General features: G+C 57.8%; 11 protein-coding genes. 4 read left to right on the top strand and 7 right to left on the bottom strand.

Annotated elements, in window-relative coordinates; translation table 11 throughout:
- Positions 1 to 47: 47 nt before the first annotated feature.
- The 3 genes from AC1RBR_RS07555 to recQ form a co-directional block, all read right to left on the bottom strand.
- Positions 48 to 1826 carry a motility hub landmark protein FimV gene (locus tag AC1RBR_RS07555; protein WP_492563694.1) on the bottom strand — a complete coding sequence of 593 codons (1779 nt, stop codon included), beginning with the start codon at positions 1824 to 1826 and terminating at the stop codon, positions 48 to 50.
- A 127-nt stretch (positions 1827 to 1953) separates the two neighbouring features.
- Positions 1954 to 2388: a MarR family transcriptional regulator gene (locus AC1RBR_RS07550; protein WP_007962151.1), complete on the bottom strand. Its 435-nt coding sequence runs from the start codon at positions 2386 to 2388 to the stop codon at positions 1954 to 1956.
- A 132-nt stretch (positions 2389 to 2520) separates the two neighbouring features.
- Entirely contained in the window at positions 2521 to 4650 is a 2130-nt protein-coding gene (recQ, locus tag AC1RBR_RS07545; protein ID WP_095139318.1) for a DNA helicase RecQ, read from the bottom strand.
- 396 nt (positions 4651 to 5046) lie between these two features.
- Between recQ and AC1RBR_RS07540 the strand changes: the two genes are divergently transcribed.
- The 3 genes from AC1RBR_RS07540 (at position 5047) to AC1RBR_RS07530 (ending at position 7757) form a co-directional block, all read left to right on the top strand.
- Complete coding sequence (locus AC1RBR_RS07540) at positions 5047 to 5634, top strand: UPF0149 family protein (RefSeq protein WP_007962155.1); 588 nt, start codon at positions 5047 to 5049, stop codon at positions 5632 to 5634.
- 10 nt (positions 5635 to 5644) lie between these two features.
- A complete protein-coding gene (locus AC1RBR_RS07535) occupies positions 5645 to 6040 on the top strand; it encodes a YbaN family protein (RefSeq protein WP_115987066.1) in 396 nt (131 codons plus the stop codon).
- Positions 6041 to 6263: 223 nt separating this feature from the next.
- On the top strand, positions 6264 to 7757 hold the full coding sequence (locus AC1RBR_RS07530) for a hypothetical protein (protein ID WP_492563692.1): 1494 nt from the start codon (positions 6264 to 6266) through the stop codon (positions 7755 to 7757).
- A 114-nt stretch (positions 7758 to 7871) separates the two neighbouring features.
- Here AC1RBR_RS07530 and AC1RBR_RS07525 read toward each other — a convergent pair whose 3' ends face one another.
- The 3 genes from AC1RBR_RS07525 to AC1RBR_RS07515 form a co-directional block, all read right to left on the bottom strand.
- A complete protein-coding gene (locus AC1RBR_RS07525) occupies positions 7872 to 10067 on the bottom strand; it encodes an autotransporter outer membrane beta-barrel domain-containing protein (RefSeq protein ID WP_492563691.1) in 2196 nt (731 codons plus the stop codon).
- Between the two features lie 292 nt (positions 10068 to 10359).
- Complete coding sequence (locus tag AC1RBR_RS07520; RefSeq protein ID WP_492563690.1) at positions 10360 to 12291, bottom strand: hypothetical protein; 1932 nt, start codon at positions 12289 to 12291, stop codon at positions 10360 to 10362.
- Between the two features lie 103 nt (positions 12292 to 12394).
- Positions 12395 to 14335, bottom strand: a complete 1941-nt coding sequence (locus AC1RBR_RS07515) for a hypothetical protein (RefSeq protein ID WP_492563689.1) — start codon at positions 14333 to 14335, stop codon at positions 12395 to 12397.
- A gap of 568 nt (positions 14336 to 14903) precedes the next feature.
- Here AC1RBR_RS07515 and AC1RBR_RS07510 point away from each other — a divergent pair.
- Positions 14904 to 20519, top strand: coding sequence for a hypothetical protein (locus AC1RBR_RS07510; protein ID WP_492563688.1), 5616 nt, complete (start codon positions 14904 to 14906; stop codon positions 20517 to 20519).
- Between the two features lie 584 nt (positions 20520 to 21103).
- Here the strand turns inward: AC1RBR_RS07510 and AC1RBR_RS07505 are convergent.
- Positions 21104 to 21463: a DUF6124 family protein gene (locus AC1RBR_RS07505; protein ID WP_492563687.1), complete on the bottom strand. Its 360-nt coding sequence runs from the start codon at positions 21461 to 21463 to the stop codon at positions 21104 to 21106.
- Between the last annotated feature and the right edge of the window lie 140 nt (positions 21464 to 21603).

The following is a 21603-nucleotide window of genomic DNA, read 5'->3' as shown; positions in this document are numbered from 1 at the left end:
TCGCGAAGGCGTCAGGACAGGCACCTCGTGAGTCAATGACACTCAGATCAGCGAATCCCCGCCAACAAGGTTCTGGCGGTTTGCCTGAGGGGTTCATCCCCTTCCTTGAGCAATTCGTTGAGCAGGGCAATCGCGCTGTCGATATCCCCATCATCAATGCAGGTCTGTGCCTGCTCGAGTTTCACTGACCCGACAGCAGGTTCCGGCTCCTGCAACGTCAGCGGCTCCAGCGCCAGAGTGGACGGAGGATCGCCGAACGCATTGAGAAAGTCATCGTCCAGCGGCTGCGCGTCCGGTTCGGGGATCCACTCCAGCTCCGCCTCTTCGCTGGCCACTGTTTCGGGCAACTCGAAATCCGCTGGCAGGATTTCAAGCCCCGAATTCGATGCAGATGGATCCACGTGCTGCTCAGGTGCCGAACGACTGTCCTCAAGATCCCAACTGGACGCCATCGACAGCTCACCCAGATTCAATTCGAAATCATCCTCGGGCGCCGGTGGCGCAGGAGCGGCCACCGCCGCAGCAGCGACGATCGGCAATACCGGGGTGATCGGCGCAGCGCTGTTCAATTTCGGATGCCGTTCACGGATCGCGGCCAATTGCTGAGGATCAACCCCTGCCCCACGCAACTGGTTTTCCTGTTGCTCATAAGCGGCGCTGTCACCCTGCCGCCCCAGCACCTCGAGCAACTGCACGCCCAGATCGATGCGCTCCGGCTCCTTGTCCAGGGCATTGCGCAGCAACCCGACGGCCTCGTTCAGTCGCCCGTAAGCCAGATAGATCCCCACCGCTTCCAGCACATCGCCTGCCGCCGGTTCTTCACGATGTTCGTGCGCTGCGCCGAGGCTGGGCGAGGCTGTGGTGGGTGTGTCGTCCAGATCTGGCGCGAGACCTGTCGAGGCCAGCGCCAGCGGCGCTGCATCCTGAACCCGTTGACGGCGACGGCGCACGAACAGCACGCCCCCCAACAGGCCCAGCAACAGCAGCAAACCACCGAGCAACGGCCAGTTGAGGCCATCGTCTTCGGCTGGCGAAGCTGGGGTTGCTGCGGGCGCAGGTGGCGGCGGCGTAACGGCCGGTGCCGGGGGCTTTTGCAACTCGCTCAAACGCGTTTGCAGATCACTGACGTGCTTTCTACCGTCAGCAATCTGCACCTCCTGCGCCTGCAGTTTGACGTTGAGGTCGTCGACCGTCTTCTGCAGTTGCTGATTGAGCAACACGCTGGCCGCCAATTGCTCGGCCAAGGCATCGCTGACGGGCGCAGCCGCCGCTGGCGATGCCGGCGCAGAAGGCGGCGCATCGCGTTTGCCCTGGGCAGCCTGCGGGGCCGCCGTGGCAGGTTCGACGGTGGGGAATTCAGAGGATTGCGGACGTGGATCGGGCTCGTCCGTGGCCGGCACGATACCCGGTGATCCGGGCGGATCGATCAGCAGCGTGTACTCGCGCAACAAGCGGCCATTGGGCTGATCGAGCTGCACCAGAAAATTCAGATAGGGTTCATTGACCGGCTTGCGCGAGGTCACCCGGATCATCTGGCGATTGCCATGCAGGATCGGAGTGAACTTGAGGTCGTTGAGAAAAAACACCCGCTCGACCCCGGCCCGGCCGAACTCATCCGCCGTGGCCAGGCTGGCCGAGAGGTCGCTGGCACTGAGGCCCGCGGCATCCACCAGCGCGATGTCGGCCTTGAGCGGCTGATTGAGGCCCGAGTGGACGGTGATGTCGCCCAGCCCCAGTGCCATCGACCAGGTCGAATAGCAGAATACGCCAGCGACCAGCAGCCATTTGGCGCTACCGCGCAGTACCACGTGCCGACTTGCGTGCATGAGCATCCCTTAAATAAGCAAAACCGGTTTCTATGCGTTCGCACATCCGGTACGAACACGATATTGCCCAGTAGTTCTTATAGTCTGCTCAGCGCGATCCCTCAAAAAACCGGCACGCGGTTATGCCTCAAGATTTTTCCAGGTTGGCCAGAATGTGCCCGTGAACGCGCATGCACACCTTCAGATCCGCCTCGTCGACGCCTTCGAACAACTCGTGGCGCAATTGCGTGGCAATGGTTTCGATTTGTTCGATCAGCGGCAGCGCCGGCGCGCAGAGCACGATTTTTTTCGCCCGGCGATCTTCCATCACTGACTGACGTTGCACCAGGCCCTGGCTTTCCAAGCTGTCGAGCAAGCGCGCGAGGGTCGGCCCTTCGACACCGACGCTTTGCGCCAGCTCGCGTTGGGTCGGCGCATCTTCGAAACGTGCCAGGTGCAGCAGCACCAGCCAGCGTGCCTGGGACAAGCCCAGACCGGCCAGTCGGCGATCCAGTTCGGCACGCCAGCCACGAGACATCTGGGCCAATTGCATGCCAAAGCGGTGTTGATCGGTTAACGGCATAAAACACTCATGAGTAGACTGACAAATAGAGAAAAACTAATTATTAGTCAGCTAAGCATGACATTTGGCTATAGGCAAGAGCCGATCCGTACGAATCGTTACAACTGCCTGACGGTTGGCGCAATCGCCGTCTTACATTTCGAATTCAGATTGCAGCGCAGCCCTTACGCAGTAAAGAACGCCTTCCGGAACCCGACCGGCGAACAGCTCGGCCACTTCGGCGACAGACGGCAATTCGCCCTCGCCATCGAGGAACGCGTCCTGCACTTCGCCCATCAGTTCTTCCGGCAAATCCAGCGCCTGCTCCAGCGACAATTGCTGCTTGCCAATGGCCTCGGCAAGCATGCTGTAGACGTTCTTTTCCGAGCACTGCAACTGCCCGGCGATCTGCATCGGGGTCATGCCGGCGCGGGCCAGGGTGATCAGTTCGTGGCGCACGTCGGCGACCACTTTCGGCGCTTCGGCCTCGCCGCCGAGCACTTCGAGGAAGGCCTCGCCATAACGTTCCAGCTTGCGTGCACCGACACCGCTGACCCGGGCCATGTCGGCCAGCGAGGTCGGCTGGCTGCGGAGCATTTCCAGCAGGGTCGAGTCGGGGAAGATGACGTACGGCGGCACCCCATGCTCTTCGGCGAGTTTGCGCCGCAACGCACGCAAGGCTTCCCACTGTTCGCGTTCTTCGCCACGCACCAACTGACTGGCCGGGCTCTTGCTGGCGGTCTTGGCGGTGACCTGCGGCTTGAGGTCGCGGCGCAGCTCCAGGCTCACTTCACCCTTGAGCAATGGCCGGCAGGTGTCGCTCAGACGCAGACCGCCATAACCTTCATGATCGACATCAGCCAGACCACGGGCCACCAGTTGCCGGAACAGCGAGCGCCATTCGCTCTCGCTCAACGCCTTGCCGACGCCGTACACCGACAGGTGCTGATGACCAAAGCTACGCACCTTTTCGTTGTCCTTGCCCAGCAACACGTCCACCAGATGGCCGACGCCATAGCGCTGGCCGGTGCGATAGATCGCCGACAGCGCCTGGCGCGCCGGCTCGGTGGCGTCCCAGGTCTGCACGCCGTCGACGCAGTTGTCACAGTGGCCGCACGGCTCGGGCATGTCCTCGTCGAAATACGCCAGCAGGGTCTGCCGGCGGCAGCGGGTTTCTTCGCAGAGCGAGAGCATGGCGTCGAGCTTGTGCTGCTCAAGACGCTTGTGGCGCTCGTCGCCCTCGGAGTTCTGCAGCATCTGCTTGAGCATCACCACGTCTTGCAGACCGTAAGCCATCCACGCATCCGCCGGCAGGCCATCACGGCCGCCGCGCCCGGTTTCCTGGTAATAGGCTTCCAGGGATTTCGGCAGATCGAGGTGCGCGACGAAACGCACGTTGGGCTTGTCGATGCCCATACCGAACGCCACGGTGGCGACCATGATCAGGCCTTCCTCGTTGAGGAAGCGCTTCTGGTGATAGGCGCGCAGATCATTGGGCAAACCGGCGTGGTACGGCAGCGCCGGGAAGCCCTGCTCGCTGAGGAACGCGGCGACTTCTTCAACCTTCTTGCGCGACAGGCAATAGACGATGCCGGCATCGCTGCGCCGTTCAGCGAGAAACGCGAGCAACTGCTTGCGCGGCTGCTCCTTGGGCACGATGCGGTAGAAAATATTCGGCCGGTCGAAGCTCGACAGGAAGCGCTCGGCGTTCTGCAGGTGCAGGCGGGTGACGATTTCTTCGCGGGTACGCTTGTCGGCGGTGGCAGTCAGGGCGATGCGCGGTACGTCGGGGAACATTTCCGCCAACTGGCCCAGTTGCAGGTATTCCGGACGGAAGTCGTGGCCCCATTGCGACACGCAGTGCGCTTCGTCGATGGCGAACAGCGCGATGTTCAAGCCTTGCAGGAACGACAGCATGCGCGGCTGTACCAGACGCTCGGGCGCCAGATAGAGCATTTTCACTTCGCCACGTTTGATTCGTGCGGCGAGGTCACGCTGCTGCTCGGCGCTCAACGTGGAGTTCAGCGCCGCCGCAGCCACGCCGAGCTCTTCGAGGGTGGCGACCTGATCGTCCATCAAGGCGATCAGCGGCGACACCACCACCGCCAGGCCTTCGCGCAACAGCGCCGGCACCTGGAAGCACAGGGATTTGCCGCCACCGGTAGGCATCAGCACCAGCGCATCACCGCCGCTGGCCACGCGCTCAATGATTGCACCCTGACGGCCACGGAAACTGTCGTAGCCGAAGATGTCCTTGAGGACGCGTTGAGCCTGTTCGAGCATAAAAACTCCAAAAATCTACCGAAACATCCCTGCACAGGCTGGTTCAGGACAGCCACAGCTGCTTAAACAAAACGTAAGAACGCATTGCAATGACAGCCGCAATACGAGCAGGGAGCGCAAAACGCGGCAGTATACCCGAGCCCTCCCCGGCAGGGTGTGCCGCTGAGAAGACTCCGCTAGCCGCCAACACGAAAACCCTGTGGGAGCGGGCTTGCTCGCGAAGGCGGCGTGCCAGTCGATGCAAAAGTGTCTGATACACCGTATTCGCGAGCAAGCCCGCTCCCACAGGGATATTCGTGTTGCCTGTAATTGCGGCAAATCTGCCATGCGGCTGGCTTGAGCGAGCAAGAAGGCCTAGAATTCCCGCATTGTTTATTCCCCCAAGGTAGCCCCGTAATGTCCTTCGCTGAGCAACTAACCCGCCTGCAAGTCTTTCTCGACGCCGACGAGCTGCACGAAGAGGCGCTGGATTACGTGGCCGCCCACGGTTACCTGACCGCCCTGTCGATCTGTGCAGAAGACGTACCGGAGCGTGAGTGGATCGACGCCCTGTTCGCCGAAGAGCCGCATTACAGCAGCGAGGCGCAGCGCGAAGAAATCGAAGCCACCCTGATCGGTCTCAAGGCACACATCGCCCGCCAACTGGCGTCCGACGAAGAATTCGAACTGCCGTGCGACCTGGACCTGGGTGACGAGCCGGACGACTCCGAACTGCGCGGCTGGTGCATCGGTTTCATGGAAGGCGTATTCCTGCGTGAAGCGGCCTGGTTCGAGACCGCTGAAGAAGAAGTCAGCGAAATGCTCCTGCCGATCATGGTCGGTTCCGGCCTGTTCGACGAACAGCCAGAGTTCGAAGACATCGCCAAGGACGCCAACCTGATGGACGACATGATCGTGCAGATCCCGGAAGCCCTGACCGCGCTGTACCTGCTGTGCCAGGCCCCGGACGAAAAACCGGCGATCCTCAAGCCACGTCACCATTAAGCCTCAGCCTATGGACAACCCCATAGGCAACCGCCCCCTGATGTTGCGCTACATCCTGCTGGCCGTCGGCTGGCTCAGCGTGGCATTGGGGGTGATCGGGATTTTCCTGCCTGTTCTGCCCACCACCCCTTTCCTTTTGCTGGCGGCCGCCTGCTTCGCGCGCAGCTCTCCGCGTTTCTATCAATGGCTGGTCGAACACCCGAAGCTCGGGCCATGGATTCGTGACTACCTCGACGGCAACGGCATACCGCTCAAGGGCAAGGTCTACGCGATCGGCTTGATGTGGGCGAGCATTCTGTTTTCGTGTTACCTGGTGCCGCTGCCGTGGGCACGGGGGTTCATGTTGACCAGCGCGGTGTTGGTGACGGTGTACATCCTTCGGCAAAAGACTTTGGATAAATCCTGAATACCGCCGCCCCTGCTACATCTGCATTTATCCCCGATACAGCGCCTCAGGCTGTCTGTTTCGTGTGTTTCGAGCCAGTTATCCAAGTGCCCTGCCACTGACCGCTCGTCGGAAAAAACCTCCTACCTGTTATTTCTGACAGTAGGCAACACTCGCCACATCAGGCCCAATCAATCAACGCCTTCCTGGCAGAGCCCCATGTCCTTCGCTGAGGTTTTTCGTCATGACGCACTTTCACTCCTTCCTGTTTCCACGCTTGCAGACTGAAATTCCGGGGCTGAAACTGCGTCCCTTGCGGATTTCGGCCATGATAGAGCCGATCGTCGATGGGGACGGCGGTATCAACTGCAAAACCTACTACCAGTTTCCCGACGGTTTGTTCTGCTCCGTCGATGCCTACGCCGAACCCATGCGCAAAGGTGACACGCTCGATATCTATTGGGGCAAGGACCACAAGATCTTTACCCGGGTACTGCAAGATGACGAAGACGGCAGCAACCAACCGGTGTTTTTCTTCCTGCCTGTGACGAACATCCTTCCCGGCTGGGTCGACGAGGTCTACTACGTACTGACCCGCGCAGGCAGCACCAGCCCCGACGAGCCCGCCACGCCCTTGCGAATACTGGTGAAGCTGGATCTGCCAGGCGGCAAAGACGATAAGCCCCATTTGCCCGGACATGCAAAATTGCACATTGTGCAGCTGCCGCGCGACGTCATCGTTAACGGCGTGGATGCGGTTTGGGCAGCCAAGGGTGTGCCGATGGTTATTCCTCGCTACCCGAACATCGCCGTGCGCGACGTTATCCAAGTGCAATGGGGCAATGCCTTCTTGCCACCTCATACCGTCAGCGCCGATGAGGCAGCCGGCACGGCACCTATCGAGATCACCGCACACAAGGACGATATTGTGGCCGGTGGCGACGGCAACGCGCAGGTGGTGCATTACGGGATCCATGACGAGGTATTCAACCACTCCGAGAAGTGGTCGCTGAGGACCCCAGTCAAAGTCATGTCCGGAATCCGGCAGCTGGATGAGCCGATTATCCAGGAGTCAGTCAACGGCATCATTGATCTCGACCAATTGAACAATCGCGATGTCAACGTGCATGTTCGCGCCTCCACCAGTGATTTCGAGGTGGGTGACACCGTCACCATGACTTGGGTAGGCACACCACCCACCGGTGCTCCGTTGCCCAACCGACAATCCCAGAGGGTGGAAAGCTTCCCCAGCATCCTCATGTTTCAGATTCCGAATGCGCAGGTCCGGGCGATTGCCATGGGAACCGCAGACGTATCGTATGTGCGCTACAAAAAGGACGACGGCTCTGCGCTCCCCTCCAGGCACGAACTCGCCAGCGTGGAAGGCCGGATCCCCGCGCCGGTCTTAAGCGAAGCCGCGGACAATACGGTGAGCGCCGATATCACATCGGCCACCGTGAACATTCAGTACCCGGGCATGACCACGGACGATATCGTCAACATGGCCTGGCTGGGCACCAAGGCCAATGGCATTCCCTACTTGTATGAGGCTCGGCACATCGTCAGCCCGCAGGACGTGGAAAATCATCTCGTGACCTTGTACGTGCCAGGAAAACATCTGCGGGTGCTGGAGAACGGTGCACTGAATCTGTTCTACCGGGTGTCCCGTGACGGGCCGCACTGGCGTGGCACGCATGAGTCCGGGCACCAGGAAATCAAGGTGTTGCGATTCACCTGAGTCGCAGGTGTCAGGTCAACCCGCCGGCCCGGACAGCGGGTTGCCCGGCAGGCCAGCACAAAAAAACGCCCCGCAGGTGCGAGGCGTTTTCAGGTATTCACATCATGAGGCTGCTTACCAGGTCCAGCGCGCTCCGACATTCAAGTCATACGGCTTCTCGATGTACTTGCCATGGCTGTAGTCGTAACCGGCATACACCTGCAGGTCCTTGGTCAATGCCACTGCAACGCCTGCGCCCAGCACACCACGGGTGCCAGACAAGTCGTTGTTGAACTGATTATCAGCGTTGACCGTCACGCGGTTGTTATTGATGAACTCGTGCTGCACCGCAACGCGCACATAAGGCTGGGCGACCATGCCATTGCCCATGTTGAAGTTGCGGCCCACAGTGGTTCCCGCTTCACCCAGCACCGAGCGGCTGCGATCGCCGTCGGCCTCCATGCCATTGTCCAGATCAAAGTTGCGCCCCTGAATCACCGCCGTCGACAGTTTGCCGTACGGCTCGATGAAGTAGCCATCCTCCAGTTTGATCTGGCGACCGAACTCCGCCGAAGCGCTGACACCGGAGCTGTCATAACTGCCCTTGGCGCGGGTGCCATCGCTCATGCCGACTTTCGTATCGCTCTGAAAGCGGTTGAACTTGAGCAGCGCATCAAAGTAGTAACCGCTCTGCTTGTTCATCCAGGTCACGTAAGGGCCCAGATAGTAGCTGTCGACCGTACCCGAAGTCCCCTGTGCGACGTCCAGGTTGGTATGGCTGTAGCCGCCCATGATCCCGGCCACCCACAGACTGTCGCCCAGGTGCGTATCGGCCCCCAGAGAAAGCCCTTGCTGGGTCTGCTGATAACCCACGCCGGAAGCGGCGCTGATGTTGTACTTGTTGCCGTAGGTGCGCATCCACAGGCCGGTGTCCCCCCCATTGAAACGCAACTCGCCCATGCGGCTGCTCAAAGTTGCCGCCTCGGCATACAACAGCGTCACCGGAGCGTTGAACAGCGCCAGCACCGATTTCGCCCCGGGGCTGATGGTCTTGGTGGTCGGGTCGAGAAACCATTCCGTTCCGCCCTCCCCCACTTCTCGCCAATCAAGTTTATAAGACCAGGTACCTAGATCGACATCCCCGCCTCTCAGGGCAAATTGCGCGTCGCCGGCGGCGGTGTGCACCAGGGTCAACTGCTGCGGGTTCAGCGCGTCCAGACCGGAAGCGGCCACCAGCAATCCGAATTGCCCGCTGGCAACGCCCGTGACATTGAGGAAGTCGTGCTGACCGGTGGCGAAATTGCCCTTCATTTCGAACGTACTGGAACCATCCAGAGAGCCGGCCAGCGTGCCGACGTTCAACTGGTAGAACGTATCTGGCACATCCTGCGCACCAAAGCGCACCGTCCCGCCATTCATGGCGAGTGTTCCTACAGTGTCAGCGCCTGTCAGGGTCCAGCTAGAACCGCTGTTGACGGTCACGCCGTTGACATTGTCGAGACGGCCGGTCAGTTGCGAGTTGTTCTGCAGGGTGACGTTGGCAGTCGAACCGTTTTCGACCAGCACATCGCCGGTCATACGGCCTTGATCAAAGGTCAGGTTGCCGGTGCTGCTGCCGGCAATGTTGATATTGCCTTCCAGCGTACTGCCCTCCACGGACAGGGTCGCGGTCGAGGCATCCTGTACGTCAAGCAGCACATTATTGCCGGCAAGCAGTTGGGTTCCGTTCAGCACTCGTATTTGCGCATTGACTCCGGAATTCGCGAGGATCGCTGCCCCGCTGAGCCCTTGCACCAGGACATTGTCCAGCGACACATTGGCGCCATTGCCGACCCCACCGAGATCCGGACGCAACCGGATACCGTTCATGCCCCCCGTCATGCTGCCCCCCACCGCCCGGACCTCTGCACCGAAGGCGCTCAGGCCCACACCGCTTGCCCCAGTGGCGCTCAGGTGGGTATCGGTCAGTTGAATATCACTGCCGCCACTGCTTTCGATCCCCGCCGTCTGGCCAGTGATCCGACTGCCGCTGATCACAGCGGTTGAACCGGTGGTGGTACCACTGTTGCGTCCGATGAACATGCCCATGCGCGAGCCCGTCACTGTGGCATCAGACACATTGGCGGCGGCGTTGGTGACGGCAATGCCCGCGCTGCCAAGCCTGCCCGAATAAGTCCCGCCCAAGGCATTGAACTGCGCTCCCGTGTTGATCGATACCTCAAAAGTACTCGCACCACTGGCGTTCAATACGCCGCCATCGCGGGCAATGTAATTATCCTGCGCAGTGTTCTGATCGATATTCAGCGTTTGCCCTGCTCCAACCGACGTCAAGGCAAAAACAAGAGGGCTGGTAGAGAAAACTGGCACCAGGGACAACCATGCCAGATGTGTTCTTGACCACGTTGATGAAAACAGATATGTACGACAACCCATATGACCTCCTTACCACTTTTCGAGGGAAATGCTTGCGCTGAATTACCAGCAAAACTGCGGGGCAATGTACAAGGAGCCCATCATTCTTTCTGTAGGAAAAATCCTTAACTTGATAGAGATTAATACCCAGTACACGGACAGACAGAAGGAGGGAAGCGCAATACACGCCTCCGCCCTTCAAAAGACGCTTTTACGCGTCTGTGGATCCGTCACAATATATATCGTTGAAATCCGCGACAACGACCCTGACCGCATGTTCTGCAGAGGAATGAGTGTCCCCATCGATAACCGTTGAATATACAATTTTGCCGTTCCCGTCCTTGATCGGGCGAAGTGCATCAGCGAATGGCAAGTAAACTTCAAACCCATTTAAATGTTCACTGCCCTGCAATGTCTTCTCGAACTTATAATCCTCAATATCAGGCGCCCCCGGTTCAAGCTTGCTTCGCGACCAGACAAACTCCAATTTCATGTCTGCTTCAAGAGAGCCACCGCCAGCGACCCGGACAACTGCAGCCGACCCAATGACGGCTATATCCCGAAGCGAATCGCAATTCAGATACGTGATATTTCCCGGATTGGTATAAAGATGCTGGATGACCGGAACAGGCAAGGTCACGGGATATATAGAGACTTTGACTGGGGTAGGCGGGGATGGATTTTCATTCTCACCATTGGCCGGATTGGTAATCACATAACGAGCTGTTTTCCTGCCGTTTTTGGTTTCTTCAAACACCGCCGATTTAAGTTTGAATGGGACCTTGAAATCAGGGTCTTCCAATCCAGTCACTGTATACACACCTTCGGGTGCGGCAACTTTCTGGCCTTCCCAGACGAGGGTGATAACATCGGTGGCCTTGAGGTCATCAGGAAAGTCCAGATCTATATTGACATCAGTGCCAATGTCGGCTTCCACCAATACATTATCTTCGCTCGAGCCATTGACGACCAATATGTCCAGGTTCGGGTTGCCCAATTCCGGGTCGGGTTCCGGATTATCGGGGCCGGGGATAGTAAAATCGATCTGGACTGTCTCCCCTGTTGGTTCCGGGAATTCCTTGCCATTGCGAACGATGGCGTAAGTCACCGTTGCCTCCCGAGGTCCATCGTCATCGGCCGCCACATCTGCAAAAGGAACGCTGACGATCACTGGACTCGTGCCGTCGGTAGGCATGCCAGCCTGAGGTTTTCCATCGAAAGTGACCACGGCCTTGTCATTTGGCAAGCCATTGTCAAATGTTGGAATGACCACATCCAGAACAGGGTAGGCATCCTTCAGATCGGTTACACCGTCATCGTTCACTGGGACCTTTGGTGGCTGCAGACCGCTGGGTCTTGGTGTCAGTTCCACAGTGAATTTAAATGGTAAGCCATCCTTCCCGACATTTCCCACCCGATCTTGATACACACAGTAAAAATTAAAATTGCCTTCACCCACACCTTTAATCAGACTCGTAGGAATATTAATTTCGATTGGAGCACCCGAATCTTCATCAACAATAAAAGTACCAACAAGAATACCTTCCTTCAGATTCCCATAATAACCACGATAAATATCACCCTGTGCGACATCATCGGGCACAGGCACGATCATAGTTATGTTCGGGTATGCATCTAGAATTTCACGCGTCAACACCCCATCAATTACTACGTCGGGCGGTGTCGCAACATCACCCGGGTTACCATGGTTGGGCGCTACGTTATCGATATAAAACTGCGACACTTCAGATGCAGTAAGAACACCGCCGTAATCAACTACGTATTTCAAATTAAACAGGCCAGGATCAGCAGTGTAAAGCCCTGATAATTCCAATATAAAATCATCGCTAAATTCAGGCACTTGCATCCATTTTTTTGACACTAAGTTGTCTCCTTTGAACAAAGCGATGAATAGTTCATCCGGTGTGGAACCCTCAGGCCTTTCTACATCGACGACTTGGACATCGCAGTTTTGTCCCTGACGATATAATTGCAACTTCTTCACGTTTTGATCGCCTGGAAGTGCCGGTAATAAATTTACAACCTCCGGTGCTATGATCGACCGTTTTTTCAGCGACTGGCGCAACACATACAGTTTTCTACGGGCAGCCTCTGCCTTGGATAACATCTTCAAGTTGTTCATTGCCTGTTCTCCTGATCAAATGGATTCGCCAGGCCATCTGTTCCCACTACAGATTTCCAGACAGACACCCGGCATTTACTGCACTTGCACGAAGCGAAACTCGTCAGTTTTCGTTACATAAATCGTTGGTGGGTGAACATATTTCACCGCTGGGCAGGGTGCGATTGATGATCACGAAGTCTGCAAGCGAGTTACCTCGGTCACCATTGCGCTTTTTCAACCGATAATGAACCAGTGCAGAACCTCGATTGACCATGGGTGCAATCAGGGTGTCGTAGTCGTCAACGACTATGTCGACATCCTCCCCGGGCTGGTACGTCGTCAACTCCCGTCTTATTTCTGCGTAAGTACCTTCAATCGGCTGGGTGCCGTTAGGCCCGGCACAACCTTGCCAGACCAGGGTGATGACATCGCCCTGTTCGATGCGTGCATCGGCCGGGACTCTGACTTTGACGCCCTCCCAGAGTCGGGGTCTGGAACAGCAATGAAGCACCCCTTCTTTTCCCGCATCTGGAAAGACCGGCTCTTTCAGATCCGTTATCGGAACGATTTGCACCCTGACCGGAGTTGGCAGCGACTGCTGCTGATTCACGCCATTACTGGTGGTGTAATAAACGGGCAGTGCCGGATTCTCCTTATCGGTATCGATGACATTCCAGGGCACTGAAAACCTGATTGTTTTGCCGGCCACATCTGAAGCCTTGACCACATAGCGGGCAACTAAACCGGGGTAGCTTCCCCAATAAAGCTCAAGTACCTGGCCGGCCTGCGGGGCGTCATACAGTTTCAGTTTTACCGTGGCCGGATAACCGTAATCGGCGCTGAGCAAGGTATTGAGGGTGAGGGTTTTTTCTCCATACACCTCAACCAGCGCCAGGTCTGCGTTGAGCAGCACCGGTGCGTTAGCATGGTCCTGTCCTGCCAGCGTCAAGTCGACGGCAACCAAAGTCGACGGAGAAGGAGGCCCATACGTCGAGCCTTGGCGAATCCGGTAATAGACACTGGCCTGGCGCGGTCCGTCGCCCCTGGCGTGCAAGTTCATCCATGGCACCGGGACAATCGCCGGAAAGTCCGCAGGATCGATTGGAATTTCATCGACCAGAATCTCATCCCAGTAGATGGCAGCGCAGTGTGTAGCGTCTGCAAAGTCGTACTCAGGGATTTCCACGACCACACCGTCACGCGCCTGTTGCCGATCAAGCACCCCCCGGTCGGACAGCGGCACTTTGGGCGGTTGCAGCACACCCGGTGAGGGCGACAGGTCAACCTCGATCCACGAAAGAATGGAGCGGGGCCCTTCGTTACCGGCCCGGTCCCTCAGATAGTAATAGAGGGCGCGACGACCCGGGCCCCAGACACGAATCTCATCGGCGTACACGGTGATGCGCAGGCGTTTGTCGGCGATATCTTTCGGGCTGAACTCTTGCTCGCGTATCGGCACTTCAGAGTCCGGCGGGCTGGCGTTATCGGTCCAGTAATACTCGGCACGGTCGCCCACTGCTGCATCGATATACCAAGGCACCAGCACACTGACCTCGCCCTCCTGGATGAGATAGGTTTCGGTAATGACTCCGCCCAACTCGGCAGGGAATACCACCGGGCCAGGTGTGTTGCCGAAATTGGGTTTACTGGTATCGATGGTCAGGGTTTTACGTTCACCTTCGACCGGATTGTTGCCGTACCTGGAAATCCGGATCGCCACCTCGTAAACACCTTCCTTGAGCCGATAACTCGGCACTTTCAGTGTTTGCGGAAAAACGATGAGGTCGCTGGTCGGATACCACTTTTCAGCGACCATTTCAAAAGCCGCACCTTTAGACATGAATCCCAGCTCGACCCGATCGGCCTCGCCCGGCCCAGGAGCCCCCTGTTGAAAATCCATGAACGTGACGGCCAGATCATCACCCAGTGCCGACAATGGCAGCAGCCCCCACGGGTCATCGGGATCCAGCACGGCAGGCACCTTCGGCGCGTCGATCTGCACAGCTTCCAGAGTCGCATCGTCAACGGATGCCTGTTCGCCAGGTTCTTTGGACTTCGCCATCTCCGGACTTCCTTTTCGACATTGACGGCAGCGCGGTTGGAGCTGCCTGGGTGATGGCTTCATTTAATGCCGGGTAAAAAGCCCTGCCTACTGTCAGAAATTACAGGTATTGCTACCGTCCGTCGGAAACGACCATGGTCCTCGACGCAAAATGAACTGTGGCGTTTATCCGAAACGAAGTTCGCGCCCACCGTGTAGTCGTGTAGGCACAGTGTTGTGTCCGACGACAATCCCCCTTTGGGAGCGAGCTTGCTCACGAAGGCGTCGGGTCAGACACCTGTGATGGTGAATATGCCGGCCTGTTCGCGTGCAAGCGCGCTCCCACATTGATATGCGGCGATCCAGTGGCTAGGGCTCACGACCGTTCATCGCAAATACGTCCTTACCTGTAATTTCTGACAGTAGCCAACGCTCGCCCCCTGCCCCTAAATAACTTCCAGCGTCTTCTTTGCCTCCCCACGACTCTGGAGTCTTCAGCATGCTTATTCAGCGCCCTCGCCTCCCGGCCCCAAAGTCTCTGCGGCAACTGGAAATACCCGACCGTACGCAGCCAGCCCTGGAGGGAGGGGTGTGGGGGATCAATATTGCCGCCGCGCAGTTGCTGGCGCCCGACAAGGGGCTGAAAGTCTATTGCCCACCCTGGAACCTTATGGGTTTAGGTGACCACATCGAGCTGCTGCTCGACGGTATTCAGGTCGACCAGACCACCCTCGTCAAGCCAGGGGATGTCGGCGAGCGTGTCACCCTGTATGTCCCGCCCCAGAAGTTCGTGACCGGGGCCTATACGCTGCAATATCGGGTCAAGGTATTCGAACAGACTCCGGAAACTTCGCTGCCTCCGGTGAATATCTTCGTCAAACTCGACCGGCCCGGCGGCAAGGATGAAAACGGCAGTGCCCCGGGGCATTCCGAGCTGTACATGTACATCGATCCGCGGATCATCAACGATGGCGTGGACAAGGAAACCGCCGAAACCGGCCTCGACATCATCATCCAGGCCAAACCCGACAGCAGCAGCCTGTTGCCCTACCCCAACATGGCCGTGGGTGACCGTTGCAAATTGACCTGGGGTGGCTGGTTTGTGTATTCGCCACGGGTGACCCAGGATCACATCGATGACCCGCAAGGCCATCCACTGATCATCCATGTCGACAAGGCCACCATCCTCGCCGCCGGCGATACCGATGGCCTGGCTGTAGCCTTTGAAGTACACGACATTGTCGACAACCGCTCCGAAGACTGGTGCGCCGCAGTAGAGATTGCCGTCGATACCGGCAACACGCGCCTGTCGCCTCCCATGGTCAAAGAGGCCTTCAATAGCGTTGTGGACATGGACAAACTGGGGGATGCGCCGCTGACCTTGCAGGTATTGGTCGACGCACCCGACTTCCGGATCGGTGATGTGATCATCGGCCTGGGCAAGGGCACCACGCTGGACGGCGAACCGATCAGCGTTGAAGTCCGCGGCGAGCCGCTCATCAGCGTGGGCAACATCTACGAATTGGCCCTGCCAAGCGCCGACATACGTTTGCTGGCCAAAACCCAGGCCGTGTTCAGTTATCGCGTGGAACGCAGCGGGTCTGATGATCGCGCCTCCAAGGGGCGCTTCGTCAGTATCATCGGAGCAACCCGACGCCTGCTCGCGCCGATTGCCCTGGATGCGCAACAAGGGGCACTCGACCCTGATCGGGTGTACACCACCGCCGTCATCCCCTTTGATCCGATGATGCAGGTGGGCATGGTCATCATTCTGCGCTGGGTCGGCACCCGCCAGGATTTCGGCGTCTACGACCCGGAGCTGGACTGGCACACCCTTAGCAAGGGCGATATCGACGACAAAGAACCGATCCCGATCATCGTCGAAGGCAAACACCTCAAAGCCATCGAGGGCGGTACGCTGGATTTGTTCTACGTGCTGATGGCCGAGGGCAGCGATGGGGGCATCATTCGGCGCGAGTCACTGCACCATGCTCTGTTGCGGGTGGGTGAACCGCTGCTGGAACTGGTCGCGCCCATCGTCCTCGGTGAGGCCGGCGGAACACTCGAACCCGACGACCTGCCCGGCGGTTCGAGCAAACTGACCGCCCAGGCTGCCGCCGAACCCACCAAAGCGGGTGACAAGGTCACCTATACCTGGCGCGGCTCGAAAACCGGCAAGACCAGCGACTCGGTGCCGATCAATTCGCTCAATGCCGGTAGAGCCATCGATTTCACCCTGAACCCGACCTTCGTCCAGACCCACATCGAACCCAATCGCGGCGGCACCGTGGACGCGATGTATGAAATCCTCAGGGTGGCGGCAGGCGCCACGCCGGAACGTATCAGCTACTCGCGGACGTTGAATTTCACTGTCGGCGAAGCGGTGCTGCTGACCCGGCCGAAGGTTCAACAGGCCGAATCCGATGGCACTACCTTGCAGCCGATCAAGGCCGTGGAAGCCCTGACCGTCAACATCGATTCGCAAGACTTGCTGTTCAGCGATCTGCTCAGCGTGACCTGGACCGGCGCACCCGGCACTGCCGCCGGCGGCTCGCACACCACCCCGGCAAGACCCATCAGTGAAACCACACTGACAATCGAACTGCCGGTCACCGTGCTGGCATTCAACCTGGGCAAAACCGTCACCGTGACGTACACCGTTACCCGCAACGGTGCGCCCCGGACCTCGTTGCCGCTGTTGTTGAATGTCGGCACTCTGCCGGACTCAAGCTTGATCCTGCCGGTGATCATGGACGCCGACGATGACGGCGAGGGCCAGGAGTTCAATGTAGGGAATCTCACCAGCAATGCCACCTATCGCATGGGCGTCTGGCCGTTGATTGCCACAGGCCAATATGTCTGGCTGCGTCTGAAAGGGACGAACGCTGATGGCAGCGACTACAACCTGCAGATTCATACGGCACCAGGCTCAATGGTCAGCGACAAGTGGCTCGAACAAGGTTATTACGAGCGGAGCATCGCTTTTGCAGGCTTGAGAAACCTTAAGGATGGCAGCCCGTTGACCATGGAGTTCAAAGCCGCGTTCGGCAAGAGCACGAATGAAAGCGAGGCGGTGCCCTTCCCAGTGCGCACTTACACGATCAAAGCGTTTGAGGATGTGCGGCCAGAAATTACCGGATTGGAAGACTCCAAAGGGGTAGCGATTGTCGAAGGCGGATTCACCGTCGATACCCAGATCACGTTGTCAGGGGCCGGGGCCAAAGGTCAGAAAGTCCAGATCAAGGATGGCACCACCGTCAAAGGTGAAGCCACGGTTAACCTGACGACCGGCCTGTGGGAACTGACCCTGACAGGCTTGAGCGTGGCCGCTCACAGCTTCACCGCCATCGCGCTGTATGGCAGTGGGCAGGTGTCCGCGGCGTGGACGTTGACGGTAACGGCCAGTAACCCACCGACCATCACCAAGGCCATCGACTCCAAAGGGAATGAGATTGCCAAAGGCGGATTCACCGTCGATACCCAGATCACGTTGTCAGGGGCCGGGGCCAAAGGTCAGAAAGTCCAGATCAAGGACGGCACCACCGTCAAAGGTGAAGCGACGGTTAACCTGACGACCGGCCTGTGGGAACTGACCCTGACAGGCTTGAGCGTGGCCGCTCACAGCTTCACCGCCATCGCGCTGTATGGCAGTGGGCAGGTATCCGCGGCGTGGACGTTGACGGTGACGGCCAGTAACCCACCGACCATCACCAAGGCCATCGACTCCAAAGGGAATGAGATTGCCAAAGGCGGATTCACCGTTGATACCCAGATCACGTTGTCAGGGGCCGGGGCCAAAGGGCAGAAAGTCCAGATCAAGGACGGCACCACCGTCAAAGGTGAAGCCACGGTTAACCTGACGACCGGCCTGTGGGAACTGACCCTGACAGGCTTGAGCGTGGCCGCTCACAGCTTCACCGCCATCGCGCTGTATGGCAGTGGGCAGGTATCCGCGGCGTGGACGTTAACGGTGACGGCCAGTAACCCTCCGACCATCACCAAGGCCATCGACTCCAAAGGGAATGAGATTGCCAAAGGCGGATTCACCGTTGATACCCAGATCAAGTTGTCAGGGGCCGGTGCCAAAGGTCAGAAAGTCCAGATCAAGGATGGCACCACCGTCAAAGGTGAAGCCACGGTTAACCTGACGACCGGCCTGTGGGAACTGACCCTGACAGGCTTGAGCGTGGCCGCTCACAGCTTCACCGCCATCGCGCTGTATGGCAGTGGGCAGGTATCCGCGGCGTGGACGTTGACGGTGACGGCCAGTAACCCACCGACCATCACCAAGGCCATCGACTCCAAAGGGAATGAGATTGCCAAAGGCGGATTCACCGTTGATACCCAGATCACGTTGTCAGGGGCCGGGGCCAAAGGTCAGAAAGTCCAGATCAAGGATGGCACCACCGTCAAAGGTGAAGCCACGGTTAACCTGACGACCGGCCTGTGGGAACTGACCCTGACAGGCTTGAGCGTGGCCGCTCACAGCTTCACCGCCATCGCGCTGTATGGCAGTGGGCAGGTATCCGCGGCGTGGACGTTGACGGTGACGGCCAGTAACCCACCGACCATCACCAAGGCCATCGACTCCAAAGGGAATGAGATTGCCAAAGGCGGATTCACCGTTGATACCCAGATCACGTTGTCAGGGGCCGGGGCCAAAGGTCAGAAAGTCCAGATCAAGGATGGCACCACCGTCAAAGGTGAAGCCACGGTTAACCTGACGACCGGCCTGTGGGAACTGACCCTGACAGGCTTGAGCGTGGCCGCTCACAGCTTCACCGCCATCGCGCTGTATGGCAGTGGGCAGGTATCCGCGGCGTGGACGTTGACGGTGACGGCCAGTAACCCACCGACCATCACCAAGGCCATCGACTCCAAAGGGAATGAGATTGCCAAAGGCGGATTCACCGTTGATACCCAGATCAAGTTGTCAGGGGCCGGTGCCAAAGGTCAGAAAGTCCAGATCAAGGATGGCACCACCGTCAAAGGTGAAGCCACGGTTAACCTGACGACCGGCCTGTGGGAACTGACCCTGACAGGCTTGAGCGTGGCCGCTCACAGCTTCACCGCCATCGCGCTGTATGGCAGTGGGCAGGTATCCGCGGCGTGGACGTTGACGGTGACGGCCAATACCGCACTGACCATCACCTCAGTAAAAGATCAGAGCAACTGGAACATTCCCGATAACGGTCATACCGTGCACACCAGCGTCACGCTCACTGGCTCCGCGCCTGATGGCCAGAAGGTGGAAGTTTTCCTCGGTGCAATCTCCAAAGGCATCGCGGAAGCTGGCCCCGACAGAACCTGGACCCGTACCGTGAGCGGGTTATCGCTGGACGTACTGCACACCTTAAAGGCCGTTGGCCAATACGCGAACAATCCGACATCGAACCTTTGGCGTTTGACGGCGTTGAATGGCGTGAGGCCGGCCATCACCGCCGCGCAGGATTCCAACGGGCAGCCAATCAGCAATGGTGGAAGTACTCCTGACACCCGTATCCGCCTGACGGGGACGGCGAACACCTTTCTTGAGGTGGAGATTTACGACGGAGCCACCTCCACTGGCAAAAAGGCCAGGGCCGATGTCAAAGGCGAATGGACGATTGAAATGACCGGGCTGACACGTACGAAGCATGTGTTCAAAGCCAAGGCGTTGTATGGCAGCGGGACGGAGTCGGGAGAGTGGATAGTCAACGTGGTCGATCTCATTGACTTCGTCGAAGACTTTAAGTCATATCCACATGAAGTACCTATCGAAAACACTGGTGCATATCTCGAGGGGACGCGCACCAAAGTAACGATTATCACAAGTACCGGGAATGGGCAAAGGAGACATTTAGTCCAGTCTAACGATGATCCGATTTATGCTCTAGTGAGTGTTCTGTTTGCCTATAGTACCCAGAGCTTATTGGCGTACTCCTTAGCACTAAACCAAGGCAGCGTTAAGAGCGCGACAATCAAATGCATTCTTGACACCGCATATCCGATACGCGTCCAGCTTGAACTCTTACAAGGCAATTTTGTGGTGGGCTCAATATTACTCTACGACGGCCCCGGCAATGGCGCTGGTATTATAATTGACAGAGAGGTCGCCCCATCCAGCGGTCAAGCGTTCAATACAATCAAATTTGTGATGACGTCTGGAGAATCAAACGGAGCTGTGATGCGTATACTTCTAAGTTCGGTCTCTTTCAAAAGTTAAAAACTTCTGTTGCCTTTAACGCGGCAGTGAAGGAAATCACCATCCAAGAGTATCATTGACACGAAAACTTGTAATCCACGTTAAGCGCCTCTCCTAGGTGGGGAGGTGCTTAGCACTTGCTACTAAATGATGGTGTGTTTTCGATGAACTGAAGTAGACACAGGAGGTTATTGGCAGGGATAACGCTTTCCCACGAAAGTTTTACCCCGATCAATTGATCCGAGCACAGCCTTATCGGAATTTTTATCTTCATCACTCAAAATATATGCAGGCCAATTCTTGGACCGCAAAAAAACAATCAGGAACGCAATTAACGCTCACGACTATCAGTATCCTGACGGCATGCACCTTGACTTTTCGCCTAGCTCTCCCGCCTTAAAAAACAACACTTTAAATTATGCTGTGAAGTTCAAGCTGTCACTCGACTTCGCTAAGTTTGGAGGGATAAAGAAATGCATTTATTTAATGAAAATCGCGAACAGGCTCACGCCTACAAGTGATCTTTGAAGGGCACACAAGCTGTGACCAACGCAGATCCACTGTAGGAGTGAGCCTGCTCGCGATGAGGCCATTACTGCTGTCGGCTATTCCTTTGGCACAACATTATCCAGCGCCTGATTCACCGCCAACTCCCCCAGCATCACCACCTGCGCAATGCCCAACACCGTATTACGACTCGGCCCTTCCAGCGTCCCGGCGAAATCGCCGAGCATCACCGTGGCCGAGGCCAGGGATTCGCAGGCGTTGGCCAGCAGGGATTCGGTGTCGGTTTGTGGATTGACCAGGAACATGCTGTTGGGGGTGTAGGGGGTGGCCATGATTTGCGCGGGGGCGAGGTAATGGTCGAGGGCGCGTTCGGCGGCTTCGTGGAGTTTTCTGGAGTTGAGGGATTCGTAGGGTGATACCGGGTCTGTGGCCGGCGGATTGGGTGGGGTTTCGGGCATCAGCTGGAACTCCGATCGAGGCACTTTGGAAGAATGACTCCCTGTAGGCGCTGCCGAAGGCTGCGATCTTTTGATCTTGTTTTTTAAAAGCAACATCAAAAGATCGCAGCCTTCGGCAGCTCCTACAGGGGGACCGGGCA

The sequence above is a fragment of the Pseudomonas sp. GW823-FHT01D03 genome (assembly GCF_058798255.1).
Note: the sequence above shows the minus strand (reverse complement) of the source record. Positions and strands in the feature narration are given on the sequence as shown.